The sequence below is a fragment of the Flavobacteriaceae bacterium HL-DH10 genome (assembly GCA_031826515.1).
In the GTDB taxonomy this organism is placed as follows: Bacteria; Bacteroidota; Bacteroidia; order Flavobacteriales; family Flavobacteriaceae; genus Thalassobellus; species Thalassobellus suaedae.
On record CP134536.1, the window covers coordinates 334,931 to 360,993 of the forward strand.

Below are 26,063 nucleotides of genomic sequence, written 5' to 3' on the forward strand. Positions count from 1 at the left end.
GCTATTAAGGCTTCTCTTTTTTTATTTATTCAATATAGCATCTATATTGGGTTTAAAATAATTAGGTCCTTTTAATACTTTTCCATCTTCTCTATAAATAGGTTGACCATCGTCACCTAATTTACTCATATTACTGCGTTGTATTTCTTCAAAAACTTCTTCTATTTTATGTTGCATACCATGCTCTATGATGGTACCGCATAAAATATAAAGCATATCCCCAAGAGCATCAGCTACTTCAACTAAGTCGTTATTATTAGCAGCCTCTAGGTATTCTTCATTTTCTTCTTTCATCAAATTAAATCGCAACGTGTTTTTGTCTTGACCTAAATCTGCCATTGGATTTTCCTTGTGACCAATTTTAAATGCGGTATGAAATGCTTTTACAGCTTCTATTTTATTTTTCATTAACAATACAATTTTGTTATTTCCTTGAAGAAGGAAATCTGTTTTTATTAAATTTGCATAAAAATAACTATATGTTTAGTAAAGGTCAAATCATTTTCGGTGTTTTATTTTTTATTGTCTTCGCTATTATAATTGGCTTTACTTACCGAAAGGATTTAAAACTACATAAAAAGTTTTATAAAGGTAGTTATTGGGTACTTTTAGCTTTTATTAGTTTTATAGGACTTATAGTGGCAATCAAGTTTTTATTTAAATAGCTCTCCATAATAACACTCTTGTTTTAAAATCTTAGAACCACAATTAAACACCTAAGAAAACGTTGTATAAATAAAAAGTAGAAATCTACGCAACCTTTTTACAATTATTGCATCTATTTAATAACTAAACTAAACGAAATGAATACTCTCTTAATTATATCCGTTCTCTTGGTTATTAATATTTTATTATTAATTTTTAGTGTAAATAAAAAAACAGAACCTTGATTAAGATTCTGCTTTTTTAAATAAGTCTTTATACTTTCTTTTAATTAACCTCTGGTAAGAAATTATAATTTTTACTGTAATCTAACATTTGTCCTGAAAATGTTTCAGGCTGATTCACTTTTACAGCAATAATTTCTGCTGCTTCATTTTTATCAGCTACTAAAATTGGATTTACAAAACCACTATAAGGTGCCGATGTAAATTGCTTATTTCGTTCTAAAACTTCTGCATGAATTTTTTGATCTACTTTTACACCATAGCCTTCTACTAAAGCTTCTACTGCTGCATAATCACCCTCAGATTTGATACGCTGTGCTTCACGTAATAATTGTCCGAAAAGCTCATGAAGTTTAGCATAATCATTAATATTGAAATATGTTTTTCCATTTCGTGTTATTTTTTCTATCACATTATCTTTTTGTCCTTTTTCAAAAGCCCAAGCAGAAATCCATTGTCTGTTACGCATGTGTGCTTCTTCAACATCATCGCCCAAATTCAACCTAATTAATTGCGTCATAAGTCCGTTTCTTATATAACCATTATAAGCAGTTTTTCCAACAGATTCCCAATTATCAACTAACCCTAAATCTTGAAGTTTAGAATCGTACAAATAATATAAAGCAACCAAATCTGCACGCCCTTCTTCTAAAGTAGAAGCATAATTTTTTAAGGTTACTTTAGTTTCTGCAACACCTGGATTTAATTGTCCAGAAGCATGACCAATAACTTCATGTAAAGCAGTATGTAACTTACCTGCTAAACGACCATATTTTTCATCTAACTCAAATTCTTCATCATCATTTACATACTCTTTTAAACGACCAGAATTACGAGCATTACTATATGCATTAGTAATGTTTCCTAATGACACCGATTTACTTCCTACAGCTGCACGAATCCAGTTTGCATTCGGCAAATTCACACCTATTGGTGTACTTGGAGACGAATCACCCGCTTCACCCGCAACATTTACGACTTTATATGTGACACCTACAACATTTTTCTTTTTGTGCGCCTCCATTAATGTCGATTTATCTTCAAACCATTGTGCATTATCTGACACAACTTTCATTTTTTGAGACATATCAAAATCGTTTATTTGAACTATGCTTTCATAAGATCCTCTATAACCTAGCGGATCGTTATAAACTTCAATAAAACTATTGATATAATCTATATTTCCAGCAGTTGCCCTTGTCCATGCTACATTATAGTCATCCCAAGTTTGTAAATCACCTGTTTTATAATAATCTATTAATAAACCAAGAGCATTAGCTTGCGCTTCATTTTCGGCAACACCTTTAGCTAATTCTAACCATTTAATAATTTCATCAATTGCAGTACCATAAAGCCCTCCAGATTTATAAACACGCTCTTTTAAAACACCGTTCTCTTTTATTAATTGAGAGTTTAACCCAAATGACAATGGTTTTTTTGGATTAGGAGACACCTTAGTTTTATAAAAACTTACAACATCGGCATTGGTAACATTAGGTCCATAAAAATTAACCGCAGAACGTGCTACATTATCAATACCTTTTGCTTGATTTACTTTTTTTGTATCTTCCTCGTTGAAAATAACATCAAAAGCTTCTCCTTCTAAAACAGTATGAGTATCGGCAAGTAACTGCTTTAAGTAATCTGAAGAAAATTCAGGTTTAATTTTATCATTAGAATAATGATGATGGATTCCATTACTAAACCATACACGCTTTAAATAAATTTCAAATGCCTTCCAATCTGTTAATGTTCTATCACCTGTATAATTTGTATAAATAGATTCTAGAGCTTTTCTTATTTTAAGATTATGACGGTAATTTTGATCCCACATAATATCTCTACCAGACAAACCTGCTTGTGTTAAATAATATACTAATGTTTGCTCTTTTAAGCTTAATTTTTCCCAATCTGGAATTTGATATCTTAATACTTTAATATCGGCAAATTGCTCAACATTATAATTGAATGCTGATTTTTCTTTAGTAATTTCTAATTCAGTTTGCTTTTCTTTTTTATCGTTTCCACAGGATAACAAAAAGGTTGTTAATAATACTACACCTAATACTGATTTTAGTTTCATAATGAAATGATATTTTAAATTATCGCGTAAAAATAAGAACAATTACTATAATTTAATTGTTATTTTTACAAAAATTAACGGTTTTTGTTAAATATTATTACACTTAATTTAACTCAATGTAATTACCTAATAATCAACTTTAAAAATCATTATCTTTGATTAGATTACAATTCACGAAAAATAAAATAAATGAAAGCTTTTAAGTATATCTTATTCCTATTACTCATAGCTATTATTGGTACATCTATATATATTGCTGTACAACCAAACTCATTTATAGTAACAAGAACCCGTACTATAAAAGCGCCTGTTTCTGTTATTTATAATAATGTGGTTGATTTAAAAAACTGGGGATCTTGGTCTCCTTGGATTGAAAAAGACCCCACTACCATTATTACACTAAGCGAGCAAACCAAAGGTGTAAATGGCACCTATAGCTGGACAAATAAAGAAGGAACTGGCTCTATAAAAACTACTGAAATTACTGCCAACAAATCGATAAAACAAAACATGCAGTTTGCAGAATTCCCTGCTTCTGAAATAGCTTGGAATTTCACTCCCAATACCGATGGCACAACTACTGTTACTTGGAATATAAGCAGTGAAAATTTACCATTTGGTTTTAAAGCGTATACTGCTTTTTTTGGTAGTATGGAAGAACACGTTGGTTCTGATTTTGAACGTGGTTTAGAAAAACTAGACCGTGTTATTATTAATAGTATGAAAGTCTATAGCATTAAAATAGATGGAATTACAGAATATGGTGGTGGATTTTTCATATATAAATCAACGTCTGTTGCAGCATCAAATATTAGTAAAATTATGACAAAACAATATGCAGATATTTTAAGTTATATGGCTAAGAATAATATTGTTGCAAATGGAAATCCTTTTACTATTTACAATGAAATTAATCCTGAAAACGGAAATGTAATTATGAGTAACGCCATACCAGTAATGAATAAAATTGATTTTACTAACTTTACTGAAAACAATGATATATTATGTGGATACACTCCTAAAACAAAAGTACTTAAAGCTACTTTAAAAGGAAATTACTCCAACCTTCCTGAAGCATGGAAAACAACAATGAACCATATCTCTCAAAACAATTTAATTCAATCTGATTTAAAACCTTTTGAAATTTATACTAACAATCCTGAAAACGTACCTAATCCAGCAAATTGGATAACTGAAATTTATATTCCGCTGAAAGATTAAATTTTTAATGAAACAACTCTTACTCATTTTTTTAGGAGGTTGGTTTGGTAGCGTAATAGCTTTTTTTACTTGAAATTTCAACTAAATTCGTTTAACATTAGATATAAAATATTAAAACGATTTCGAATCAAGTGGTTTTAAAACATTACATGAAACATCAAAGAAAAACATTAATTTTAAAAGCGATTAATAAACTCCCAGATAAATTGGGCTATCTTATTTATCATTTTTTACAGAAAAAATCATTTAAATCAATAGAATTAAATATTATTTCAAATAAAAATAGCATAGAAAAAATTAAATCTATTTTAACAAAAAAAAATATTGAGATTAAAAATAAAAATATAATTGAGATTGGATCTGGCTGGCTCCCTATTATGCCTTTTTTATTTAAATTAGAATTAAAAATTTCAAAAATTTCAACTTATGATATTAATAAACATTATAGTAATAAAAGGGTTAAATTAACATGTCAATATTTTAAAAATTTAAAATTTAAAACTCATAAATGTTTAAATATAAAATTACCTGATTTTATCGATTATTACCCAAGAACTAATATCATTAATACTAATATTGGAAATAATTTCAACCTAATTTATTCTCGTTTTGTACTTGAACATGTCACTCCTAATGACATATTAGAAATGCATAAAAAATTCTATTCAGAATCCAGAGATGATATAAAGATAATTCACTTAATATCTCCTTCTGATCATAGAGCTTACTCGGATAATTCTTTATCTATTTATGATTTTCTTCAATATTCTGATAATGATTGGAATAAAATCCAAACTAAATTTGATTATCATAATAGACTTAGACTCCCTGAATATCTTGATATTTTTAACAAAACAGGGTTTACAGTAAGCTACATAGAATATGATACAGCTGAATTTAATTCTGAAAAATATAAAAAATATAAAAAATTAAGAATTCATTCTGATTATAATAAGTTCAGTGAAAAGGAAATACTTGCAGGTTCAATAGTTGTTCTTTTAGAGAAAGAAATATCCTGTATCAAAAGCTAAAGTTAAAAAGGGTTATATTGCTTACTCAAAAGTAAATATATTCACTAAGTCACAAAATCTTGTTAATTTAGCTTTGTGAAACCAAAAGAAAAAAAAGCTTTAACTTCTCACGTGTTCTATAATCTTGACGGTATCCACACCTCACTAATCGTTACCAAAACCGTTAAACAAACAATATTTTATGCCCCTAGTAATTCATCTGCTCCATCCAATAAACCTATCAATTCTTCAGGTTTATGAATTAAAATAGGAATATGTTGCGAACAGATATAAAATTCGCTTTCCTTATGATAAAATTTGGTTACTGCTGTTTCAAATGACGTTTTTTCACAAACGATGCATGCTCTAGTTATACTCATAATATCCTCTTTTTAAACTAAAACAAATTTATTTTTTATTTTTTGTTTAAAAGCTAACATACATCATGCTTTAAGAAGAAATGTGATTACCTAATGCTTCCCAAAAGCCTTTACACCTGCCTCTACTCTAGTTTTTAAATAATTTTTACGAGGCACAATTGGGCAAGAATATTTATCGTTATAAGCACAATACGGATTATATGCTTTATTAAAATCGATTATTATGCTATCGCCTATAGGAATTCTGGCATCCAGATAACGTCCGCCACCATAACTTTCTAATCCGTTGGTTTCATCTAAAAAAGGAAGAAACAAGTAATCTTCATAACCTTCTTTTTGCATTAAATCTTTACCTTGATATATATTCAAATTAAATTGTTTCCCTTGTAATTCAAATGACAAAACACCATAAACACGTTCTTTTGAAACGCGACTAGTAGTTGTTCTCATATTAAACCATTTAGAATTGGGTGTGCGCTCTAATTTAGCCTTAACAACATAAGTAGAATCGAATTTAAAAAATTCTAAACCATCAAAAACCTTTCTATCTTTATCTTTTAAAGGCGATGTGGTGGCATCTTTATATTCGGCATTTAGCTCTTTTTGAAACTCGGTTTCCCCTTTTAAGGGTTTCTTATCTTGTGCGCAACTTAACGTTGTAACCAAAAATAATAGTATTAATAAATGTTTCATGTTTATACCTAAGTTTACCAATTACCACATGTAACACCCATATAATCAGTTATAAATGATACTAAATAGATAACAACGGGTGTTTCACTTTTAAAATATTTTCATTTCAAAAATACAACTTCCAATTATTTTATATAAGTTTGTACTCTAATAAAAAAATAAAAATGCGTCATAACGTCACAATTTGTAAAAAACAATTAACCTTTTCTAGAAATAGAAATCGGGCTTGTTATTTATTGTGGTGATATGTTTACATAATATTACAGTATTTAAAAAGTCCGACTTCACAGTCGGACTTTTTTTTGGTCCATTAACAACTTACAACCATAAAAATTGAAAATACAAACTTGAACAATCAGAACTAATGAAAACTTTATTCAACAACTACGTTAACACTTTTAGCGGACTTTCTAAAGAAGTTTGGTGGCTAGCATTAATAACCCTTATTAACAGAGCTGGTACGATGGTAATTCCTTTTTTATCACTTTACCTAACAAAAAGCTTACACTTTACATTAAGTGATGTTGGCTGGATTATGAGTGCTTTTGGTGTAGGTTCTGTCATTGGCTCATGGCTAGGTGGTAGACTAACCGATAAAATTGGCTATTATAAAGTTATGGTTTTTAGCTTAGTTACTACTGGTTTACTATTTATTGGTTTGCAATTTTTAACAACTTTTGCATCATTTTGCCTAGGTATCTTTTTGGTAATGCTGGTAGCAGATATGTTTAGACCGGCAATGTTTGTGGCATTAAGTGCTTACAGTAAACCTGAAAACAAAACACGCTCTGTAACATTAATTAGGCTTGCTATAAACCTTGGTTTTTCTGCAGGTCCTGCCATTGGTGGCATAATTATTACAACACTTAGCTATGGTGGGTTGTTTTGGGTAGACGGTATTACTTGTATTTTAGCAACCTTAGTTTTAATTAATGTTTTAAATCCTAAAAAAACAAAAACCTTAGATGAGGTTATAAATAAAAATCCGAAATCGGCGTATCATGATAAAGCCTTTATAATATTTTTATTTGCCATGATGCTTTTTGGGGTAGTATTCTTGCAATATTTCTCAACCATGCCACTCTACTATAAAGATGTTCACCATTTATCCGAATTAGACATAGGTATTCTTTTAGGCATGAATGGTTTTATCATTTTTGTATTAGAAATGCCTTTAATAAAATGGCTTGAAAACACCACTTTTACAAAATCTGGTTTAATGCTTTTTGGTGCGATTCTTACAGGTTTAAGTTTTATTATTTTAAACTTAACAAATTGGGTTGGCGTTTTAATTATTGGCATGCTATTAATGACTTTTGGTGAAATGATTGCTTTTCCATTTTCAAATGCTTTTGCAATGGATCGTGCTAAAAAGGGGAATCAAGGCGAATATATGGCACTATATTCCATAGCATTTTCTGTAGCTCATATTTTTGGGCACAATGCAGGTATGCAGATGACAGATAAATTTGGTTTTGATAGTACCTGGTACATCATAACTTTACTAGCTGCACTTTGTGTATTCTTATTGTTTATTTTAAAACTTTATTTGAATTCTAAAAAGAAAAAGAAACAAATAGACGGAGAAAAAGAAATTTTATGGATTTAATATCAAATAACTATTCCTTCTTTAAATATTGAAAAGTAACTAAATTTTACAAAATCTTGGGATTGCAACTCATTGTAGATGCCATTCCAAGATTCGTAAGATTTGAATATCCTTAATGAGACGTTACTTTTCTACTTAAAAAATAAAATTATTTTGAAGGTTTTAATTCTTTATAACGAATTACATGAGATAATACAATTTGTGTTTTAGTTTCGCCATAAATAATAAGTTGATCTATAAACGACTCTAAATGCTTTTGATCTCTTAAAACCACTTCCATAACAATGTTTTCATTTCCAGTTATTCTATAACAATTTAAAACTTCGTCATACGTTTTTACTTTATCTAAAAAGGGCTTTAATTTTCCAATAAAGGCACGTAATGTAATAATTGCTTTTAATTGATATCCCATATCTAATGGAGAAACAACGGTTTTATAACCTAATATAACACCAGCATCTTCCATCTTTTTTATGCGTTCTGAAACAGCAGGAGAACTAATTCCTACTTGACGTCCAATTTCGGCGTTAGATTGTCTTGCATTTTGCTGCAAACACCTTAAAATCTTCCAATTAAGTGTGTCTAAATTCATTTAAAAGAAATTTAACTATAAAAAATTAAAAACTAAAGTAAATATACAAATTTACTTTAAAATCTAAAGACGAATATGGATTCTAGTGAGTAATTTTGATTAAAATGCTAAGAATAAAAAGAAATGCTGTCTAATACCCCACTAAACCTATCGGAATTACCGATTTATAGAAAAGCTCAAGAAATTTTTGTGTTATCACAAAACATTTCCTTGTACTTAAATCATGATTTATGTGAGCTAAAAGAAGATGGCACAGAAGATACTAATATATATTTTTCAGGAGATATTGTTCAACAATCTGTATCCTTAGCCCCAGAAATTGAAAATGCAGAATTAGAACGTTTCTCAGATAGAAAACACAAACATATTGCTTCTCTAAAACGACTTACAAATATGCTCTATAAAAATTCATATCGATTAGAGCGTTCAAATAGTAACGGTAAAGATTTTTTACCTATTCTACGAAGTGAATTAAAAAAGTTTAAGCAATTACAACGGAGTTGGATGCTAACCTTATAATCATAATCAAAAAACACATCTTAGCAGATGTGTTTTTTTTTGTTAATAATAGCAATATAATATCATTAAAACCCTTAATAATATTAAACAAATATATTTGTAATAAAAATGTCATATACAAAAAGTTTAAGTTAGAATTGACATATGTCAATTCTAACTTAAATCCTTAAAAAAGTGAAAACTTTATATTATTCTTGAAAGTGTCTCTGGGCGCATATTAAGTAACGAAGCTAAATACTTTTTGGGTAAACGCTTAACAATTTCAGGGTTAGTAATATTAATAAAATACTCATATCTATCTTTTGCTGATGGAATTCTAGCCATAAAAGCACGATACTCTGCATGAATATAATATTGTTCCATTAAAATTCTATTTAAATACCCCATCTCTTTAAAGTTTTCTAAAGCAAAATGCATATGCTCATAACTTAAACTTTCTGTATAGGTATCTTCTAAACATTGTATATTTTCTAATGCTGGTTCATTCTTAAAATAACCCGATATAGAAGTTACAAATTCATTATCTACACTAACCCAAGTAGTAATTTCTTTTTCATTATAGTTAAAATAACCACGCACCAATCCTTTTCTAATTACAAAAAGCCTATCACAAACCTCACCACTTCTAACAATATAATCGCCTTTTTTATATTGCTTATATACCAAAACATTGGAAAAAAACTTATTAAGAGATTTAGATAATGGATAAATAGAGTTAAGCAAAACAATACTAAAAATATTGTTGTATTTAGTTGCAGGCATAAATTATCTTTTTGAAAACAATCAAATATATAATTTATGTAATTAAATAAATTAATATATTCTATACATTTCTTAAAAAAGTAAGATTCTGAGACTTAAAACACTATCATATATAAAAATTGCTATTACATATTTCTACGATACTGCCCTCCTACTTCAAACAATGCCGTTGTAATATCTCCTAAAGAACATACTTTACAAACCTCCATCAACGCTTCAAAAATATTTTCGTTGTGAATAGCACTTCGCTGAAGTTCCTTTAACAAGGCATCTGTATCATTTGCTTTATGAAGATTTTCTAAGGTTTTAATTTGAAATTGTTTCTCGTTTTCAGTTGCTCTAATAATTTCCACTGGAATTACTGTTGGAGATCCCTTACTACTTAAAAACGTATTTACACCTATTATTGGAAATTTACCATTATGTTTTAAAGTTTCATAATATAAACTCTCTTCTTGTATTTTAGAACGCTGATACATCGTTTCCATGGCCCCTAAAACACCTCCCCGTTCCGTAATTCTATCAAATTCTAAAAGCACTGCTTCTTCTACCAAATCGGTTAACTCTTCAATGATAAATGAACCTTGTATTGGGTTTTCATTTTTGGCTAAACCTAACTCTTTATTTATTATAAGTTGAATCGCCATAGCTCGACGTACACTTTCTTCTGTTGGTGTTGTAATAGCCTCATCATACGCATTGGTGTGTAATGAATTACAGTTATCGTAAATTGCATATAACGCTTGAAGGGTTGTTCTAATATCATTAAAATCAATTTCTTGAGCATGCAAACTACGTCCAGAAGTTTGAATATGATATTTTAGCATTTGAGCTCTGGCATTTGCACCATATTTATGTTTCATGGCTTTTGCCCAAATTTTTCGAGCTACACGACCAATAACAGCATATTCTGGATCGATACCGTTTGAAAAGAAAAAAGACAAGTTTGGACCAAACTTATTAATATCCATACCTCGACTTAAATAATATTCAACATAGGTAAATCCATTAGATAATGTTAATGCTAATTGCGTAATAGGATTTGCGCCTGCCTCAGCAATATGATATCCTGAAATAGATACCGAATAAAAATTACGTACATTATTTTCAATGAAATATTCTTGAACATCACCCATTAAACGCAATGCAAATTCCGTAGAAAAAATACAGGTATTTTGAGCTTGGTCTTCTTTTAAAATATCGGCTTGAACAGTTCCTCGAACTTGCGTAATTGTTTTAATTTTAATGGCTTCGTAAACAGCTTTAGGTAAAACTTGATCGCCCGTTACACCAAGAAGCATTAATCCTAAACCATTATTACTTTCTGGTAATTCGCCATGGTATTTAGGGCGCTCATTCCCTTTATAAATTTCAGTAATTTTTGCTTCTATTTCTTTTTCTAAACCTTGTTCTTTTATGTAAATTTCACATTGCTGGTCGATGGCTGCATTCATAAAAAAGGCTAACAACATAGGTGCTGGTCCATTAATAGTCATACTCACCGAGGTCATTTCATCGGCTAAATTAAATCCAGAATATAATTTTTTAGCATCATCTAAACAACATATAGAAACCCCCGCATTTCCTATTTTACCATAAATATCTGGTCGTAAATCGGGATCGCTTCCATATAAAGTGACACTATCAAAAGCTGTAGATAATCGTTTTGCAGGCAACCCTGCACTTACATAGTGAAATCGTTTGTTGGTTCGTTCAGGCCCACCTTCTCCTGCAAACATTCTTGCCGGATCTTCTCCCGTTCTCTTAAATGGATATAAACCAGATGTATATGGAAATTCTCCTGGCACGTTTTCTTGTAAGCACCATTTTAAAATATCGCCCCATGCTTGATATTTTGGCAAAGCGACTTTAGGTATTTGAGTATGCGATAACGATTCGGTATGTGTTTCTATTTTTATTTCTTTATCGCGGACTTTAAATGTATAAACAGGGTTTTTGTATTTGTTTACTTTACCTTCCCAACCTGTAGTTATCTCCCAATTATAAGGATCAAAATTTAGCTTAACGCGGTCAAATTCTGAAATAAGTAATTTGACAAAATCTTGATTATTATCCTGAACTTGTTTGAAAATTTCATCATTATTTAATCCATATTTATCTAAAAAAGACCTCTCGACTGCGCTCGATGCGACATTAAGAACTGAACAAATAGTTTTATAAATCCCATATAGTTTTTGAGCCACTTCAACTTGCTCAGTAACTTTAGTATCGTATGCTCGATTACTTTCTGCTATTTCAGACAAGTAGCGTGTTCTTGATGGTGGAATGACAAATATTTTCTCACTCATTTCATCTGAAATATGGAATGTTGATTTTAAATCAGCTTCCGTTTTTTCAACCAACTTATTCATAACAGCTTTATAGAGCGTATTCATTCCTGGGTCGTTAAATTGTGATGCTATTGTTCCGAAAACAGGCAAATCATCCTGTGGTGTGTCCCAAAGATTATTGTTACGCATATATTGTTTCTTTACATCTCGCAATGCATCCAGTGACCCCCGTTTATCGAATTTGTTAATAGCTACTAAATCGGCAAAATCAAGCATATCAATCTTTTCTAACTGTGTAGCTGCCCCAAATTCTGGAGTCATTACATAAAGCGACACATCACTATGTTCAATAATTTCGGTATCTGACTGACCAATACCTGAAGTTTCTAAAATAATTAAATCATATTCGGCTGCTTTCAAAACTTCAACTGCTTCATTAACATGTTTTGATAACGCTAAATTAGATTGTCGGGTTGCCAAACTACGCATATAAACCCGAGAATTATTAATAGCATTCATACGAATACGATCACCCAAAAGCGCTCCACCAGTTTTACGTTTAGAAGGATCTACAGAAACTATTCCAACTGTTTTTTCTGGAAAATCGATTAAGAAACGACGTACTAGCTCATCAACTAAACTCGACTTACCAGCACCACCTGTACCTGTAATTCCTAAAACAGGACAAGCCCCTATTAATTTCCCCAAAGGTGAAAAAATGTTTGAGAAAGCTTCGTTATTATTTTCTGCTAAAGAAATTAATCGTGCAATTGTATTTACATTTTTATTTTTAAGATTTTCTAAAACTCTATCATTTCCTAATTCTAACAACCAGGAAGCATCTTTGTTACATACTTCTAAAGTTTGAGTTTCTTTCTCTTTGGGAAGGGTTAAGGAAGCGCTTTCGGCTTTTTTTACTAAATCATTAATCATCCCTTGAAGCCCCATTTCTCGTCCATCGTCTGGCGAATAAATACGAGTAATGCCATAATTCATCAATTCTTTAATTTCAGAAGGCAAAATAACACCACCACCACCACCAAAAATCTTGATGTGTCCAGCGCCTTTTTCCTGTAATAAATCATACATGTATTTAAAATACTCCATATGCCCACCTTGGTAAGATGTTAAACAAATAGCGTTCACATCTTCTTGAATTGCTGTATTTACAACTTCTTCAACACTTCTATCATGCCCTAAATGAATGACCTCTACTCCTGTAGCTTGAATAATTCGACGCATAATATTTATCGACGCATCGTGTCCATCAAAAAGGGATGCTGCAGTTACAATACGTACTTTATTAATTGGCTTATATGGTGTTACTTGTATCATTCTTAAAGAAACTTATTTTTATCGTTGCTAATTTACGGAATATTCAAAAAATCCAACTATTTTCAAGAGATTATCTAAATTCATTATTGCAATCTGTTTTCTGTTAATTTTTAAAGTATTTTTAACCTCTAATTTGACTTAAAAGTAATGAACAAAATTACCATATTAATTCACTGTAACGATTTACCTGGCATTGTTGCATCTGTAACTAATTTTATTGCAGAAAAACAAGGCAACATCATATACTTAGATCAGCATGTTGATAGAGAACAAAATATTTTCTTCATGCGTCTAGAAAGTGAATTTATAGAAACAAGTTTTTCAACAGAAGATTTTAAAACAACTTTCAAAGAAGTATTAGCAGACAAATTTAAAATGAAATGGCGTATTTATTCTTCTAAAAAGAAACCAAAAATGGCGCTATTTGTTTCTAAATACGACCATTGTTTATACGATTTATTAGGACGTTATAACTCTGGAGAACTCAACTTAGAAATTCCGTTTATTGTTAGTAATCATGTCGATTTAAAACCAATTGCCGATAATTTTAAAATTCCTTTTCACCATATTCCTGTTACAAAAAATACAAAAACTGAAGCAGAAGAAAAACAACTCCAATTATTAGAATCTCATAACATAGATTTTATTGTTTTAGCACGTTATATGCAAATAGTATCAGGCAAACTAATAAATAAATATCCTAATAAAATCATTAATATACACCACTCCTTTTTACCTGCATTTGTAGGAGCAAAACCATATCATTCGGCTTATAAAAGAGGTGTGAAAATTATAGGAGCTACAAGTCATTATGTTACTGAAGAATTAGATGCCGGTCCTATTATCGAGCAAGATGTTGCACACGTATCACACACCTATACCATTGATGCTTTAATTGCTAAAGGACGTGACTTAGAAAAAATTGTACTTGCTAATGCTATTAAACTTCATGCGAATAGAAAAGTGATGGTTTATAATAATAAGACAGTTATTTTTTCATAAACATCAATTATTGATTCTTTAAAAAATTTAAATTTTCATTTATAAAATAGTGACTTATCAATTTTTATAGCGTCTAATAACTATACATTTTATTAGCTATATAGGCTAAAATATTATATTTACTCAAATTTTAAACCCAAAATCATGATTCGTAAACTTTTAGTAATTCTTTTAATTTTCAATCTAACTGCCTGTGCAGAACTTCAACAAGTGGTTAATCAATTACCACAAGGTACAGGAACAATTGGTAATGCTGATATTGCTTCAGGATTAAGACAAGCCTTAGACCTAGGAATAGATAAACAAGTAAGCAAGCTTACTCAAACCGATGGTTTTTTTAAGAATGATTTAGTCAAAATTTTATTACCAGAAGAATTACAAAAAGTAGACAAAGCCCTAAGAGATATTGGCTTAAGCAAATTAGCCGATGAAGGATTAAAAGTACTAAATAGAGCTGCAGAAGATGCTGTTAAAGAAGCAACACCTATATTTATTGATGCGGTAAAAGGGATTACATTTGCTGATGCTAAAAGCATTTTACTAGGTAATGATGATGCAGCTACTCAATACCTAATATCTAAAACCCAAACGGCACTTTACGATAAATTCAACCCCGTTATTAAAAATTCTTTTGATAAAGTTGGAGCAGATCAAATCTGGAACAACCTAATAAATAAATACAATGCCATTCCTTTTACAAATAATGTAAACCCAGATTTAACCGACTATGTAACCGGTGAAGCTTTAAAAGGCGTATACACGATGATTGCTGTTGAAGAAAAAGATATTAGGACTAAAGTTTCTTCTAGAACAACTAATTTATTAAAGAAAGTTTTTGCTTTACAAGATTAAAAACTAAAAAATACTGTTAAAATTAATCCGATAATTAAAAAATTATCGGTTTTTTTTTATTTCTGAATAAATATCGTATATTTAAATACCTATCATTCAGATTATAATGAATAAGAACGACATTATAAAAAAGAATCAAGATAAGCTTAACGCACGTTATAAAGAACTCGTTGAGCAAGCTTATAATTTTCGTCAAACAGATTCTGCTCTAAGTGACATCTCAGAATACAAAGCCATAAAACTTCTTAATAAACTTAATAGGTTAAAATACCTTTACCGAGAGCAACAACAAATAGCAGTTTAAGATTTTTTATCATTTCTTTAACTTTTGCCTTACATCCAAAGCTCAAAAAAGCTCGTACTTTATAAAAAAAGAAGTCATGAATACACACTTTTGTAGAGTTGGAAAAATTAAACCAAACGTAAAAAAATTAATTAGCCTAAAAGAATTTGAAAATATTATTGCAAACTTTGTTGAAGACGCTAGTAAAGTTGATCATTGTGAAGATTTAAACGCAACTGCTTAAAATACCTAAAGGCTTTTAATAACCGAGAGCCATACCAAGAAAACATTTCTCCATCAGCTAAAACAATTTTTGCGGTAGGATAATTTTCTTGAAATATTTTTTTATGCTTTTCTTTAAACGGAAAAGGCTCACTAGACAAAAGAACAACTTGTAACGTTTTGTTAACATGCTTCTTATCAAGATTAACTTCTGGGTAACGTTCGCTCACTTCATAAACATTTTCAAACTTATTAAGCCTGAGTAAATAATTTATAAAGGTGTTACTTCCTGCTACCATATAAGGCTTTTTCCAAATAAAATAAGCCGTTTTTAATGTTGGTTGGTCTTTAATAAAAACTTTGAAGTCAGCAACTTCTTCATTAATTCTAGCTATTATTTCTCCTGCCTCTTTATGTCTATCAAAAATATCTCCGTATTGTTTTATTAATTCCAAACTATCTTCTATTGTAAAAATATCAGACACATGCACATGACATATCAGTTCACAAGCCTCTACAATCTCTTTGGTGTTTTCTTCTTTATTACAAAGAATAATATCTGGAGATAATGATTTAATCTTTTTTAAATCGATTTGTTTTGTTCCGCCTACAACTGTAACCTCTTTTTTTATATTATGCGGATGCACACAAAACTTAGTAACACCAACCAAGGCTGATTTTAAACCTAAATCGCAAAGTAATTCTGTTTGACTTGGCACTAAAGATATAATGCGTTTAGGAATTTCTTTTAAATGAATAGTTCTATTGAGTTGATCTTCTATTTTCATTTAATTATCTCGAACTACGAGCAATGACTATTATTGATTTAAAATTAGCGCCATTTCTTTTTGAAGTTCTTCAGCTTTATTTGCAGCAGCTTGCGCAAAATCCTCTTGACTAGAAGCGTAAATTATACCGCGTGAAGAATTAATAAGTAAACCTACGCTATCATTCATGCCATATTTACAAACATCTTGTAAATTACCTCCTTGCGCTCCTACGCCTGGCACTAATAAAAAACTATCTGGAATAATTTGACGTATGTCTGCAAAATACTCAGCTTTTGTAGCTCCAACTACATACATTAAGTTTTCTGAGTTTTCCCATGTTTTTGATGTTTCTAAAACCTGTTTATAAAGTTCTTTTCCTTCAACAGTTTTTGTTTGAAAATCGAAAGCACCTGCATTAGATGTTAACGCCAACATAATAGTATGCTTATCTTCAAAAGCTAAAAAAGGTTCTACTGAATCTTTTCCCATATAAGGAGCCACAGTAACAGAATCAAACGCTAAATCTTCAAAAAAAGCCTTCGCATACATAGTACTTGTATTCCCTATATCACCACGTTTTGCATCAGCAATAGTAAATATTTCTGGATACTTTTCGTTTAAATAATTAATAGTCTTTTCTAAAGCCTTCCAACCTTTTAAACCATAAGCTTCATAAAATGCAGTATTAGGTTTATAAGCCACACACAAATAATGTGTAGCATCAATAATGGCTTTATTAAAAGCAAAAATAGGGTCTTCTTCTTTTAAAAGATGTTGTGGAATTTTATTTAAATCAACATCTAATCCAATACATAAAAAAGATTTCTTTTTGTTGATTTCTTGAACAAGCTGGTTTGTCGTCACTATAGTATGTTTTGTCATTCCTGAGCAGGCAGGAATTTATTTCTAATATAACTCAATTTAAGAGATTCCTGTCTTGGCAGGAATGACTATTAAATCACATCATCATTAGCTTTTAACTTCTCAGTATTTTCTGCTAATTGCAATTCATCTAATATTTTTTGAATATCACCATTTACAATATTACTTAAATCGTAAAGGGTTAATCCTATTCTATGATCGGTAACACGCCCTTGCGAATAATTATACGTTCTAATTTTAGCACTTCTATCTCCAGAACTCACCATGCTACCACGTTTGGCTGCATCTTCTTCATTCTTCTTAGCCAACTCCATTTCGTATAAACGCGAACGCAATACCTTAAAGGCTTTTTCTTTATTCTTATGTTGCGATTTTTGATCTTGACATTGTGCTACCAAACCAGTTGGTACGTGTGTTAAACGCACTGCTGAATAGGTTGTATTTACCGATTGTCCTCCAGGGCCAGAAGAACAGAAAAAATCTATTCGAACATCTTTTGGATTAATTTCAACATCAAACTCTTCAGCTTCAGGGAAAACCATAACTGTTGCAGCACTGGTATGCACACGCCCTTGTGTTTCGGTTTGAGGTACACGTTGTACACGGTGTACACCAGCTTCAAATTTTAATGTTCCATAAACATCTTCGCCTGTTACTTCAAACTGAATTTCTTTAAAACCACCATTGGTTCCTTCACTAAAATCGACTGTATCAACTTTCCAGCCTCTACTTTCACAATATTTAGAGTACATTCTAAACAAATCGCCTGCAAAAATACTTGCTTCATCTCCACCTGTTCCAGCACGAAGTTCAACCACAGCATTCTTAGAATCTTCAGGATCTTTTGGTATTAATAATACTTTTATTTCTTCTTCAAGTTTTGGAATTCCAGCTTTAGCTTCATCATATTGCATTTTAGCCATTTCAACCATTTCGGCATCACTACCATCTGAAATTATTTCTTCAGCTTCGGCTAAATTATTGGTAAATTCTAAATACTCTTCTCGCTTATCCATAAGAATTCGCAAGTCTTTATATTCTTTATTTAACTGAACATATCGTTTTTGATCGCTAATAATATCTGGTTGAATAATTAAATCACTAACCTCATCAAAACGTTGCTTTATTATTTGTAATTTCTCTAACATCTGCCTTTTTTAATTGGACACCAAAAATACGATAATTTATGAATTCTCAACATCTATAACACACTGTAATAATTGAATAATAAAGAATTTCTTAAAACTAACCAAACTCTAGCTATCCTTAAAGAAGTATTCTGCTTGTTTTTTTTAATTAAAACAAAAAAAAGGAAGCCAATGGCTTCCCTTTTCACTAAGTGATATTGCTATTAACCACATTTAGAAGAACCACAATCTTTACAAGTAAGGCAGCCCTCTTGATAAATTAAATTCTCAGATTTACAACTATCACACACCTGACCTTTAGCATGCGTTCCGTCGGCTACATAATGCTTTAAAGCTCGTCCTACTCCATTTTTCCATGTGTTAATAGATTCGCTATCTAATTGTAAGCTATTTATTAAATCGACAATTTTATCAATAGGCATACCATGACGTAAGGTACTCGATATTAGTTTCGCATAATTCCAAAACTCAGGATTAAATTTATAAGATAAGCCTTCAATAGTTGTTTTATAACCTCTTTTGTTTTTATACTGAAAATCGTAACGCGAATTACCATTCTCTTCTCTACTTTTTATAATAACACCTTTATTTACCCAACGCGGAATTAAAATACCGACTTCATCATCCGTTAGCCCTGTAAAAATCTCATAAGGTTTATCATCAATCAAACCAATAAAAGCAATCCATTTTTCTTTATTATTCTGAAAACGAACTACATCCGCTTCTAAAACTTCTGGACGTTTTATAGGAAATGCTGTTAATAATTCTTGACTATCCTCTTTCTCATCATTCGCTATTAAAACTCCAGATCGTGACCCGTCTCTGTAAACAGTGACACCTTTACAACCAACTTCCCAAGCTTTTAAATATAATTGCCCTACCAATTCCTCGGTTACATCATTTGGTAAATTAATAGTAACGCTTATGGAATGATCTACCCATTTTTGAATAGCACCTTGCATACTTACTTTACTTAACCAATCGACATCGTTAGATGTTGCTTTATAATAAGGCGACTTTTTAATTAAAGTATCTAACTCGTCTTGCTTGAATTTTTTAGACGTATCAATACCATTTACTTCCATCCATTGTTTGAATTTGTGATGAAATACAACATATTCTTCCCAAGAGTCACCTACCTCATCAACAAAATCAATTTGAGCATCTTTATCATTCGGATTCACCTTTCTTCGTCTTTTATAAACAGGCAAAAACACAGGCTCAATTCCTGAGGTTGTTTGTGTCATTAAGCTGGTTGTTCCTGTAGGTGCAATGGTTAATAAAGCAATATTACGTCTACCATATTCTAACATTTCATAATAGAGTTTATTATCAGCCTCTTTTAATCGATTTATAAACGGATTATTTTTTTCGCGTTCTGCATCAAAAATTTCAAATGCACCACGTTCTTTTGCTAAATGTACAGAACCTCTATAAGCTTCTATAGCAATAGTTTTATGTACTTCCAATGAAAATGCATTACCAGCTTCACTACCATATTGAATACCTAAGGCTGCTAACATATCGCCTTCAGCTGTTATACCAATACCTGTTCTACGTCCTTGTTCTGCTTTTCTTTTTATATTAATCCATAAATTACGCTCTAATGCTTTAACATCATCTAACTCGGGATCGGCATCAATTTTTTGTAAAATATTATCTATCTTTTCTAATTCTAAATCAATAATATCATCCATAATGCGCTGTGCAGCTGCAATATGTTTTTTGAAAAGCTCAAAATTAAAACTTGCCTTTTTTGTAAAAGGTTTATCGACATATGAAAATAAGTTGATTGCCAACAATCTACAAGAATCATAAGGGCACAATGGTATTTCACCACAAGGGTTTGTAGACACTGTTTTATAACCTAAATCGGCATAACAATCTGGTACAGACTCATTAATAATAGTATCCCAGAACAGCATACCTGGTTCGGCCGATTTCCAGGCATTGTGTACAATTTTTTTCCATAAATCATTAGCTACTATGGTTTTTGAAACCTTTGGGTTATCACTAAAAACAGGATATTTTTGAACATAATTGCTGTTATTTTTTACCGCTTTCATAAAGCCATCATCTATTTTTACAGATATATTCGCTCCCGTAACTTTTCCTTGCTCTAATTTGGCATTAATAAAATCTTCTGAATCTGGATGATTTACAGATACCGAAAGCATTAATGCGCCTCGCCTTCCATCTTGTGCGACTTCTCTTGTAGAGTTAGAATAACGTTCCATAAAAGGCACAATACCAGTAGATGTTAAAGCTGAATTTTTAACCGCAGAGCCTTTTGGGCGAATATGTGATAAATCATGACCAACACCACCACGACGTTTCATTAATTGTACTTGTTCTTGATCTATTTTCATAATGCCACCATAAGAATCTGAATCTCCAGAATTACCTATAACAAAACAATTTGAAAGTGATGCAATTTGATACGGATTACCAATACCTGCCATAGGACTTCCTTGTGGCACTATATATTTAAAATCTTTAATAAGATTAAAAATTTGTTTTTCAGATAGGGGATTTGAATATTTTTGCTCAACTCTTGCCAATTCTTTAGCAATACGGTGATGCATATCGTTTGGGGTTTGCTCATAAATATTTCCTTGAGAATCTTTTAAAGCATACTTATTTAGCCATACGCGAGCAGCTAGATCGTCGTTCTTGAAATATTCTAATGAGGCATTAAAAGCTTCATCTTGTGTAAAAGTTTTGGGAGGTTGTTTGGAAACATCTGTACTCATTGGTTGTATATATTTTAGGTTAAAAATTATAACCATAAAATAACAAAACCAGACAAACTTAAAACATGATAAAAGTCATAAAGTTTACAGATAAAAAACGTAAAGTACTAAAAAACAGAAGCATAAAATCTTATTAACATAAAAAAGTTAACAAATTTTTAAAATTAAAAAAAAGAATTACTTTTAAAAATCTACAGCAAAACCAACACCTAAAAACTGTTTCCACTGTACTTTTGCTCCAGCTTCATCCAATTCTCCTTCTATCTCTGATGGTTTTGTTGTTTTCACATCGTCATCATATCGAATATGCGACCCTAAAGTTGCTCTAATAAAACTATTCACTTTAAAATCGAAATCGATACTCCAATCTAAATCTAGATTACCAAAATTATTTATATAATCGGTATAAAGACTCACTTTATGCTTCAGGTTTACATTTTCAGCAACTTCCATTTCATAGCTATTAGTCATTAAAATACCAACTTCTTTCCTTGTACGTTCGCCTTCTCTAATAATATTCCCTTCATCATCATAAACAGCAGGTTCTACACCAAACGACCCAGCATTGGCTAAATCTTCATCCAAAACAAAGGTTTCTTTTAGTGTTACTGGTGAAAAATAAAAAGATAATTCATCAATATCTTTTCCATATTCCATACCCCCACCAAAAAACAAATATCCCGGAGCTAAAAATCTAGAAATTGGATTATCGGTATCTGGATACTTATACCCATTAGTCATTTGAGTTCTAAAATTAAGTCTCGCTGAATAAAACCAGTTTGAGGTGCCATTAGGTCTGTAACCAATATTTGAATTAATCTCAAATAAGTCATCAGTCTTTCTTAATTTTTTGCTTTCTTGTTTATTAATACCAAATCTAATAACCGCATTATTTTTCCATGAAAAGAATTTATCTGTATAATCAGCCTCAGTTAGAAATCCTACAAGTCCAGAAATAGAATTAGTTCCCCCAGAATTCCAGTTAGCAAAAGCAACTTCACTTAAATCAAATGTTGCTTTGTTTTTTTGCATCCATTGAGGGCCTTCATATTTTTCAGCTTTTGGTTTTTTTATGAATAATGAATCTGGTTGCGCACTAATAAATTGAAAAAATAAACAAACGAGGATTAAAAGAATGTTTTTCATGGTTAGGTTGTGATATTTTTAAGCTAAAATGTTTATCAAAAACTATTCCGTTTTAACGAAATAAATAAAATCTTAATAGCTAAACTCCCCAAACTCACTTTTTATTGTAAGCTTTTTTGTTTTTGAAGCTTCAACACGACCAATTATTTTAGCATCAACATTAAAAGATTTAGATATTGCAATAATATCCTCGGCTATTTCAGGCGTTACATATAACTCCATTCTATGTCCGCAATTAAAAACTTGATACATTTCTTTCCAATCGGTTTTACTTTGCTCTTGTATTAATTTAAACAAAGGCGGAATTGGGAACATATTATCTTTTACAATATGAAACTCATCCACAAAATGAAGTATTTTTGTTTGAGCACCACCAGAACAATGTACCATACCATGAACCGTATCGCTATTAAATTCTGATAAAATCTTCTTTATAATTGGGGCATAGGTTCGTGTTGGCGACAATACTAATTTACCAGCATCAATTGGCGAATTTCCAACTTTATCTGTTAATTTCATTGCTCCTGAATACACCAACTCATCTGGTACTGAAGCATCAAAACTTTCCGGATATTTTTCTGCTAAATACTTATGAAACACATCGTGACGTGCAGATGTTAATCCATTTGACCCCATTCCTCCGTTATACTCTTTTTCATAAGTTGCCTGTCCAAAAGATTCTAAACCAACAATTACATCACCTGCTTTAATATTAGCATTATCTATAACGTCTGTTCGTTTCATACGTGCTGTTACGGTAGAATCCACAATTATAGTTCTAACTAAATCACCCACATCGGCAGTTTCGCCACCTGTAGAATGAATGGTTACACCAAACGATTTTAAATCTTCAAGTAATTCTTCGGTTCCATTTATAATTGCTGAAAGCACTTCACCTGGAATTACGTTTTTATTTCTTCCTATAGTTGAAGACAACATGATATTATCGGTTGCACCAACACATAATAAATCGTCAATATTCATGATTAAAGCATCTTGCGCGATGCCTTTCCAAACTGAAATATCGCCAGTTTCTTTCCAATACATATATGCTAAAGACGATTTTGTCCCTGCGCCATCGGCATGCATGATTAAGCAATAATCTTCATCATTTGTTAAATAATCTGGAACTATTTTACAAAATGCTTTAGGAAACACTCCTTTATCTATATTTTTAATAGCATTGTGCACATCTTCTTTTGATGCTGAAACACCGCGTTGCGCGTAACGTTTTGAAACTTCTTGACTCATAATGTTATATTCTGGTGCAAATTTACCTTTTTGAATGAAAAAATCCTGCTTTTTTAAAGCAGGATTTCAAAATTTATAAACACTATCTTGTAAACAACAATTCTCTATACTTTGTTAATGGCCAAATATCATCATCAACAAGCAGTTCTAACTTATCGCAATGGTAACGAATATCGTCAAACAAAGGCTTCACTTTATTACAATAAGACATGGCTTTTTTCTCAATATCGTCAATAGCATTTGCTTTTCTACGGGCATTAATCATTTTAGTAACATTCGAATTAATACCTTCTATATGACTAGAGATTTCTTCTATTAAATTAATCTGCTCTTTTGAAACACTTCTAAATTTCTCTTCAAATATTTCTTTTAAGCCTTTTACATTTTCGATCAAAATATTTTGATATTTAACAGCCGTAGGTACAATATGGTTTCTAGCTATATCTCCTAACACCCTACCTTCTATTTGAATATGCATACAGTAAGCCTCCATTTCTATTTCATAACGAGCTTCCGATTCAATTTTACTCATAACTTGCATGTCTTCAAATAATGCAATAGATTTTTCAGAAATTTTTGCTTTTAAAGCTTCTGGTGTTGTTTTATTATTGCTTAAACCTCGTTTTTTAGCTTCTAACTCCCAAGCTTCACCATAACCATTACCTTCAAATAAAATATCTCTAGAAGATTTTATATATTCTCTTAATACATTAAAAACAGCTTCATCTTTCTTTAAATCCTTTTTATCTATTAAAGCATCGACCTCAACCTTGAAATCTTTTAATTGTTTGGCCACAATAGTATTTAAAACTGTCATTGGGTTACCGCAATTAGCAATAGACCCCACAGCTCTAAATTCAAATTTATTTCCTGTAAAAGCGAAAGGCGATGTTCTGTTTCTATCCGTATTATCTAATAAAACATCTGGTATTTTACCAACCACGTTTAATTTTAATTCTGTTTTTTCTTGTGGTGATAATTTTCCTTTGGTCACACCTTCTAACTCCTCTAAAACCTTTGTTAACTGTTCGCCTATAAATACCGAAATAATTGCTGGAGGAGCTTCATTAGCCCCTAATCTGTGATCGTTACTTGCTGATGCAATTGCCGCACGTAAGAGTTCTTCGTTTTCTCTAACTGCTTTTATAGTATTTATAAAAAAGGTAAGAAACTGCAAATTACTCATAGGCGTTTTTCCTGGTGCTAATAAATTGACACCTGTATCTGTGGACAAGGACCAATTATTATGCTTACCAGAACCATTCATACCTGCAAATGGTTTTTCATGAAATAGCACTTTAAAATTATGACGTGAAGCGACACGTCCCATAATATCCATCAATAAAGAATTATGATCTACAGCTAAATTTGCTTCTTCAAATATAGGTGCTAATTCAAACTGATTAGGAGCAACTTCATTATGTCTAGTCTTTACAGGAATTCCTAAAAGCATACATTCCGTTTCTAATTCGCGCATAAAATTAAATGCTCGCGTTGGAATAGCTCCAAAATAATGATCATCTAATTGCTGTCCTTTTGCCGATGAATGCCCAAGTAACGTTCTTCCTGTTAAAATAATATCTGGACGGCTAGCTGCCAACATTTTATCTACTAAAAAGTATTCTTGCTCCCAACCTAATGAAGAGGTTACCTTTTTTACGTTTTTATCAAAATATCGACACACCGCTGTTGCTGCATTATCTACAGCATGTAGCGCTCTAAGCAATGGCGTTTTATAATCTAATGCTTCGCCTGTATAAGCTATAAATATAGTAGGAATGCACAATGTTGTTCCATAAATAAATGCTGGAGACGTAGGATCCCAAGCCGTATAACCTCTAGCTTCAAAAGTATTTCGTATACCGCCACTAGGAAAACTAGATGCATCTGGTTCTTGCTGTACTAATTGGTCGCCTCCAAATCGTTCAATAGCCATACCACCCTCAATAGTTTCAAAAAAAGCATCATGCTTTTCGGCTGTTGTTCCGGTTAATGGTTGAAACCAATGTGTATAATGCGTCACGCCTTTTGACAATGCCCAGTCTTTCATTGAAGAAGAAACTTGATCGGCTATACTTCTATCTATTTTTTTACCATGACTAACAGCACTCATGACTCCATTAAAAGCATCTTTTGTTAAATACTGACGCATGGTATTTTCATTGAATACATTTTTACCAAATATTTCGGAACGACGCACATTTTCTTCTACTTGAACTGGCTTAATGGCTAACGACTCTTTTATCGCATGGAATCTTAATTTCGACATATCTCTTATTGATTAAGGCTTGTTTAATTTTCTTATATCCTTTTACAAAAATAAGTACCTAAATCAAAATACAACTAAAAACATTAAACTTTATTGTTAACAA

At 31.1% G+C, this 26,063-nt stretch carries 22 protein-coding genes; 8 read left to right on the forward strand and 14 right to left on the reverse strand.

Annotated features, from left to right (window positions below):
* Positions 1 to 21 precede the first annotated feature (21 nt).
* Positions 22 to 408, reverse strand: coding sequence for a nucleoside triphosphate pyrophosphohydrolase family protein (locus RHP49_01385; protein WNH12918.1), 387 nt, complete (start codon positions 406 to 408; stop codon positions 22 to 24).
* A 71-nt stretch (positions 409 to 479) separates the two neighbouring features.
* On the opposite strand from RHP49_01385, the gene RHP49_01390 reads away from it, so the two are divergent.
* A complete protein-coding gene (locus RHP49_01390) occupies positions 480 to 665 on the forward strand; it encodes a hypothetical protein (protein ID WNH12919.1) in 186 nt (61 codons plus the stop codon).
* A gap of 265 nt (positions 666 to 930) precedes the next feature.
* Here the strand turns inward: RHP49_01390 and RHP49_01395 are convergent, their stop codons facing one another.
* Positions 931 to 2,970, reverse strand: coding sequence for a dihydrofolate reductase (locus tag RHP49_01395; protein ID WNH12920.1), 2,040 nt, complete (start codon positions 2,968 to 2,970; stop codon positions 931 to 933).
* Positions 2,971 to 3,159: 189 nt separating this feature from the next.
* Between RHP49_01395 and RHP49_01400 the strand changes: the two genes are divergently transcribed.
* Both RHP49_01400 and RHP49_01405 read left to right on the forward strand, forming a co-directional pair.
* On the forward strand, positions 3,160 to 4,191 hold the full coding sequence (locus RHP49_01400) for an SRPBCC family protein (protein ID WNH12921.1): 1,032 nt from the start codon (positions 3,160 to 3,162) through the stop codon (positions 4,189 to 4,191).
* Between the two features lie 149 nt (positions 4,192 to 4,340).
* Positions 4,341 to 5,222 (forward strand): hypothetical protein, encoded by an 882-nt coding sequence (locus tag RHP49_01405; GenBank protein WNH12922.1) that lies wholly within the window; start codon positions 4,341 to 4,343, stop codon positions 5,220 to 5,222.
* 179 nt (positions 5,223 to 5,401) lie between these two features.
* Here the strand turns inward: RHP49_01405 and RHP49_01410 are convergent, their stop codons facing one another.
* Together RHP49_01410 and RHP49_01415 are read right to left on the reverse strand one after the other, a co-directional pair.
* Positions 5,402 to 5,581 carry a hypothetical protein gene (locus tag RHP49_01410; GenBank protein ID WNH12923.1) on the reverse strand — a complete coding sequence of 60 codons (180 nt, stop codon included), beginning with the start codon at positions 5,579 to 5,581 and terminating at the stop codon, positions 5,402 to 5,404.
* A gap of 90 nt (positions 5,582 to 5,671) precedes the next feature.
* Entirely contained in the window at positions 5,672 to 6,274 is a 603-nt protein-coding gene (locus tag RHP49_01415) for a DUF1684 domain-containing protein (GenBank protein WNH12924.1), read from the reverse strand.
* A 364-nt stretch (positions 6,275 to 6,638) separates the two neighbouring features.
* Between RHP49_01415 and RHP49_01420 the strand changes: the two genes are divergently transcribed.
* Positions 6,639 to 7,883, forward strand: a complete 1,245-nt coding sequence (locus tag RHP49_01420; GenBank protein ID WNH12925.1) for an MFS transporter — start codon at positions 6,639 to 6,641, stop codon at positions 7,881 to 7,883.
* Between the two features lie 148 nt (positions 7,884 to 8,031).
* On the opposite strand, the gene RHP49_01425 is transcribed toward RHP49_01420, so the two are convergent.
* On the reverse strand, positions 8,032 to 8,475 hold the full coding sequence (locus tag RHP49_01425) for an Lrp/AsnC family transcriptional regulator (protein ID WNH12926.1): 444 nt from the start codon (positions 8,473 to 8,475) through the stop codon (positions 8,032 to 8,034).
* Between the two features lie 123 nt (positions 8,476 to 8,598).
* Here RHP49_01425 and RHP49_01430 point away from each other — a divergent pair, with 123 nt between their 5' ends.
* Positions 8,599 to 8,994 (forward strand): hypothetical protein, encoded by a 396-nt coding sequence (locus RHP49_01430; protein WNH12927.1) that lies wholly within the window; start codon positions 8,599 to 8,601, stop codon positions 8,992 to 8,994.
* 183 nt (positions 8,995 to 9,177) lie between these two features.
* On the opposite strand, the gene RHP49_01435 is transcribed toward RHP49_01430, so the two are convergent.
* The gene (locus RHP49_01435; GenBank protein WNH12928.1) at positions 9,178 to 9,756 is read right to left on the reverse strand and encodes a Crp/Fnr family transcriptional regulator; all 579 of its coding nucleotides are present in this window, start codon (positions 9,754 to 9,756) and stop codon (positions 9,178 to 9,180) included.
* A 125-nt stretch (positions 9,757 to 9,881) separates the two neighbouring features.
* Complete coding sequence (locus RHP49_01440; protein ID WNH12929.1) at positions 9,882 to 13,382, reverse strand: methylmalonyl-CoA mutase family protein; 3,501 nt, start codon at positions 13,380 to 13,382, stop codon at positions 9,882 to 9,884.
* A gap of 147 nt (positions 13,383 to 13,529) precedes the next feature.
* On the opposite strand from RHP49_01440, the gene purU reads away from it, so the two are divergent.
* The 3 genes from purU to RHP49_01455 all read left to right on the forward strand — a co-directional run bounded on the left by purU (position 13,530) and on the right by RHP49_01455 (position 15,540).
* Positions 13,530 to 14,384, forward strand: coding sequence for a formyltetrahydrofolate deformylase (gene purU / locus RHP49_01445; GenBank protein WNH12930.1), 855 nt, complete (start codon positions 13,530 to 13,532; stop codon positions 14,382 to 14,384).
* 144 nt (positions 14,385 to 14,528) lie between these two features.
* Positions 14,529 to 15,236 carry a DUF4197 domain-containing protein gene (locus RHP49_01450; protein ID WNH12931.1) on the forward strand — a complete coding sequence of 236 codons (708 nt, stop codon included), beginning with the start codon at positions 14,529 to 14,531 and terminating at the stop codon, positions 15,234 to 15,236.
* Between the two features lie 106 nt (positions 15,237 to 15,342).
* Positions 15,343 to 15,540 (forward strand): Lacal_2735 family protein, encoded by a 198-nt coding sequence (locus RHP49_01455; protein WNH12932.1) that lies wholly within the window; start codon positions 15,343 to 15,345, stop codon positions 15,538 to 15,540.
* Positions 15,541 to 15,719: 179 nt separating this feature from the next.
* Here RHP49_01455 and RHP49_01460 read toward each other — a convergent pair whose 3' ends face one another.
* From RHP49_01460 to RHP49_01490, 7 genes are all read right to left on the reverse strand, one after another.
* Positions 15,720 to 16,529 (reverse strand): helical backbone metal receptor, encoded by an 810-nt coding sequence (locus tag RHP49_01460; protein WNH12933.1) that lies wholly within the window; start codon positions 16,527 to 16,529, stop codon positions 15,720 to 15,722.
* A gap of 30 nt (positions 16,530 to 16,559) precedes the next feature.
* Positions 16,560 to 17,375 (reverse strand): orotidine-5'-phosphate decarboxylase, encoded by an 816-nt coding sequence (gene pyrF, locus RHP49_01465; GenBank protein ID WNH12934.1) that lies wholly within the window; start codon positions 17,373 to 17,375, stop codon positions 16,560 to 16,562.
* A gap of 89 nt (positions 17,376 to 17,464) precedes the next feature.
* Entirely contained in the window at positions 17,465 to 18,541 is a 1,077-nt protein-coding gene (gene prfA / locus RHP49_01470) for a peptide chain release factor 1 (GenBank protein WNH12935.1), read from the reverse strand.
* A gap of 203 nt (positions 18,542 to 18,744) precedes the next feature.
* On the reverse strand, positions 18,745 to 21,294 hold the full coding sequence (locus RHP49_01475) for an adenosylcobalamin-dependent ribonucleoside-diphosphate reductase (GenBank protein WNH12936.1): 2,550 nt from the start codon (positions 21,292 to 21,294) through the stop codon (positions 18,745 to 18,747).
* A 183-nt stretch (positions 21,295 to 21,477) separates the two neighbouring features.
* Positions 21,478 to 22,440: a DUF3078 domain-containing protein gene (locus RHP49_01480; protein ID WNH12937.1), complete on the reverse strand. Its 963-nt coding sequence runs from the start codon at positions 22,438 to 22,440 to the stop codon at positions 21,478 to 21,480.
* Between the two features lie 72 nt (positions 22,441 to 22,512).
* Entirely contained in the window at positions 22,513 to 23,691 is a 1,179-nt protein-coding gene (locus tag RHP49_01485) for an AIR synthase-related protein (protein WNH12938.1), read from the reverse strand.
* A gap of 82 nt (positions 23,692 to 23,773) precedes the next feature.
* On the reverse strand, positions 23,774 to 25,960 hold the full coding sequence (locus RHP49_01490; GenBank protein ID WNH12939.1) for a glutamine synthetase III: 2,187 nt from the start codon (positions 25,958 to 25,960) through the stop codon (positions 23,774 to 23,776).
* Positions 25,961 to 26,063 lie beyond the last annotated feature (103 nt).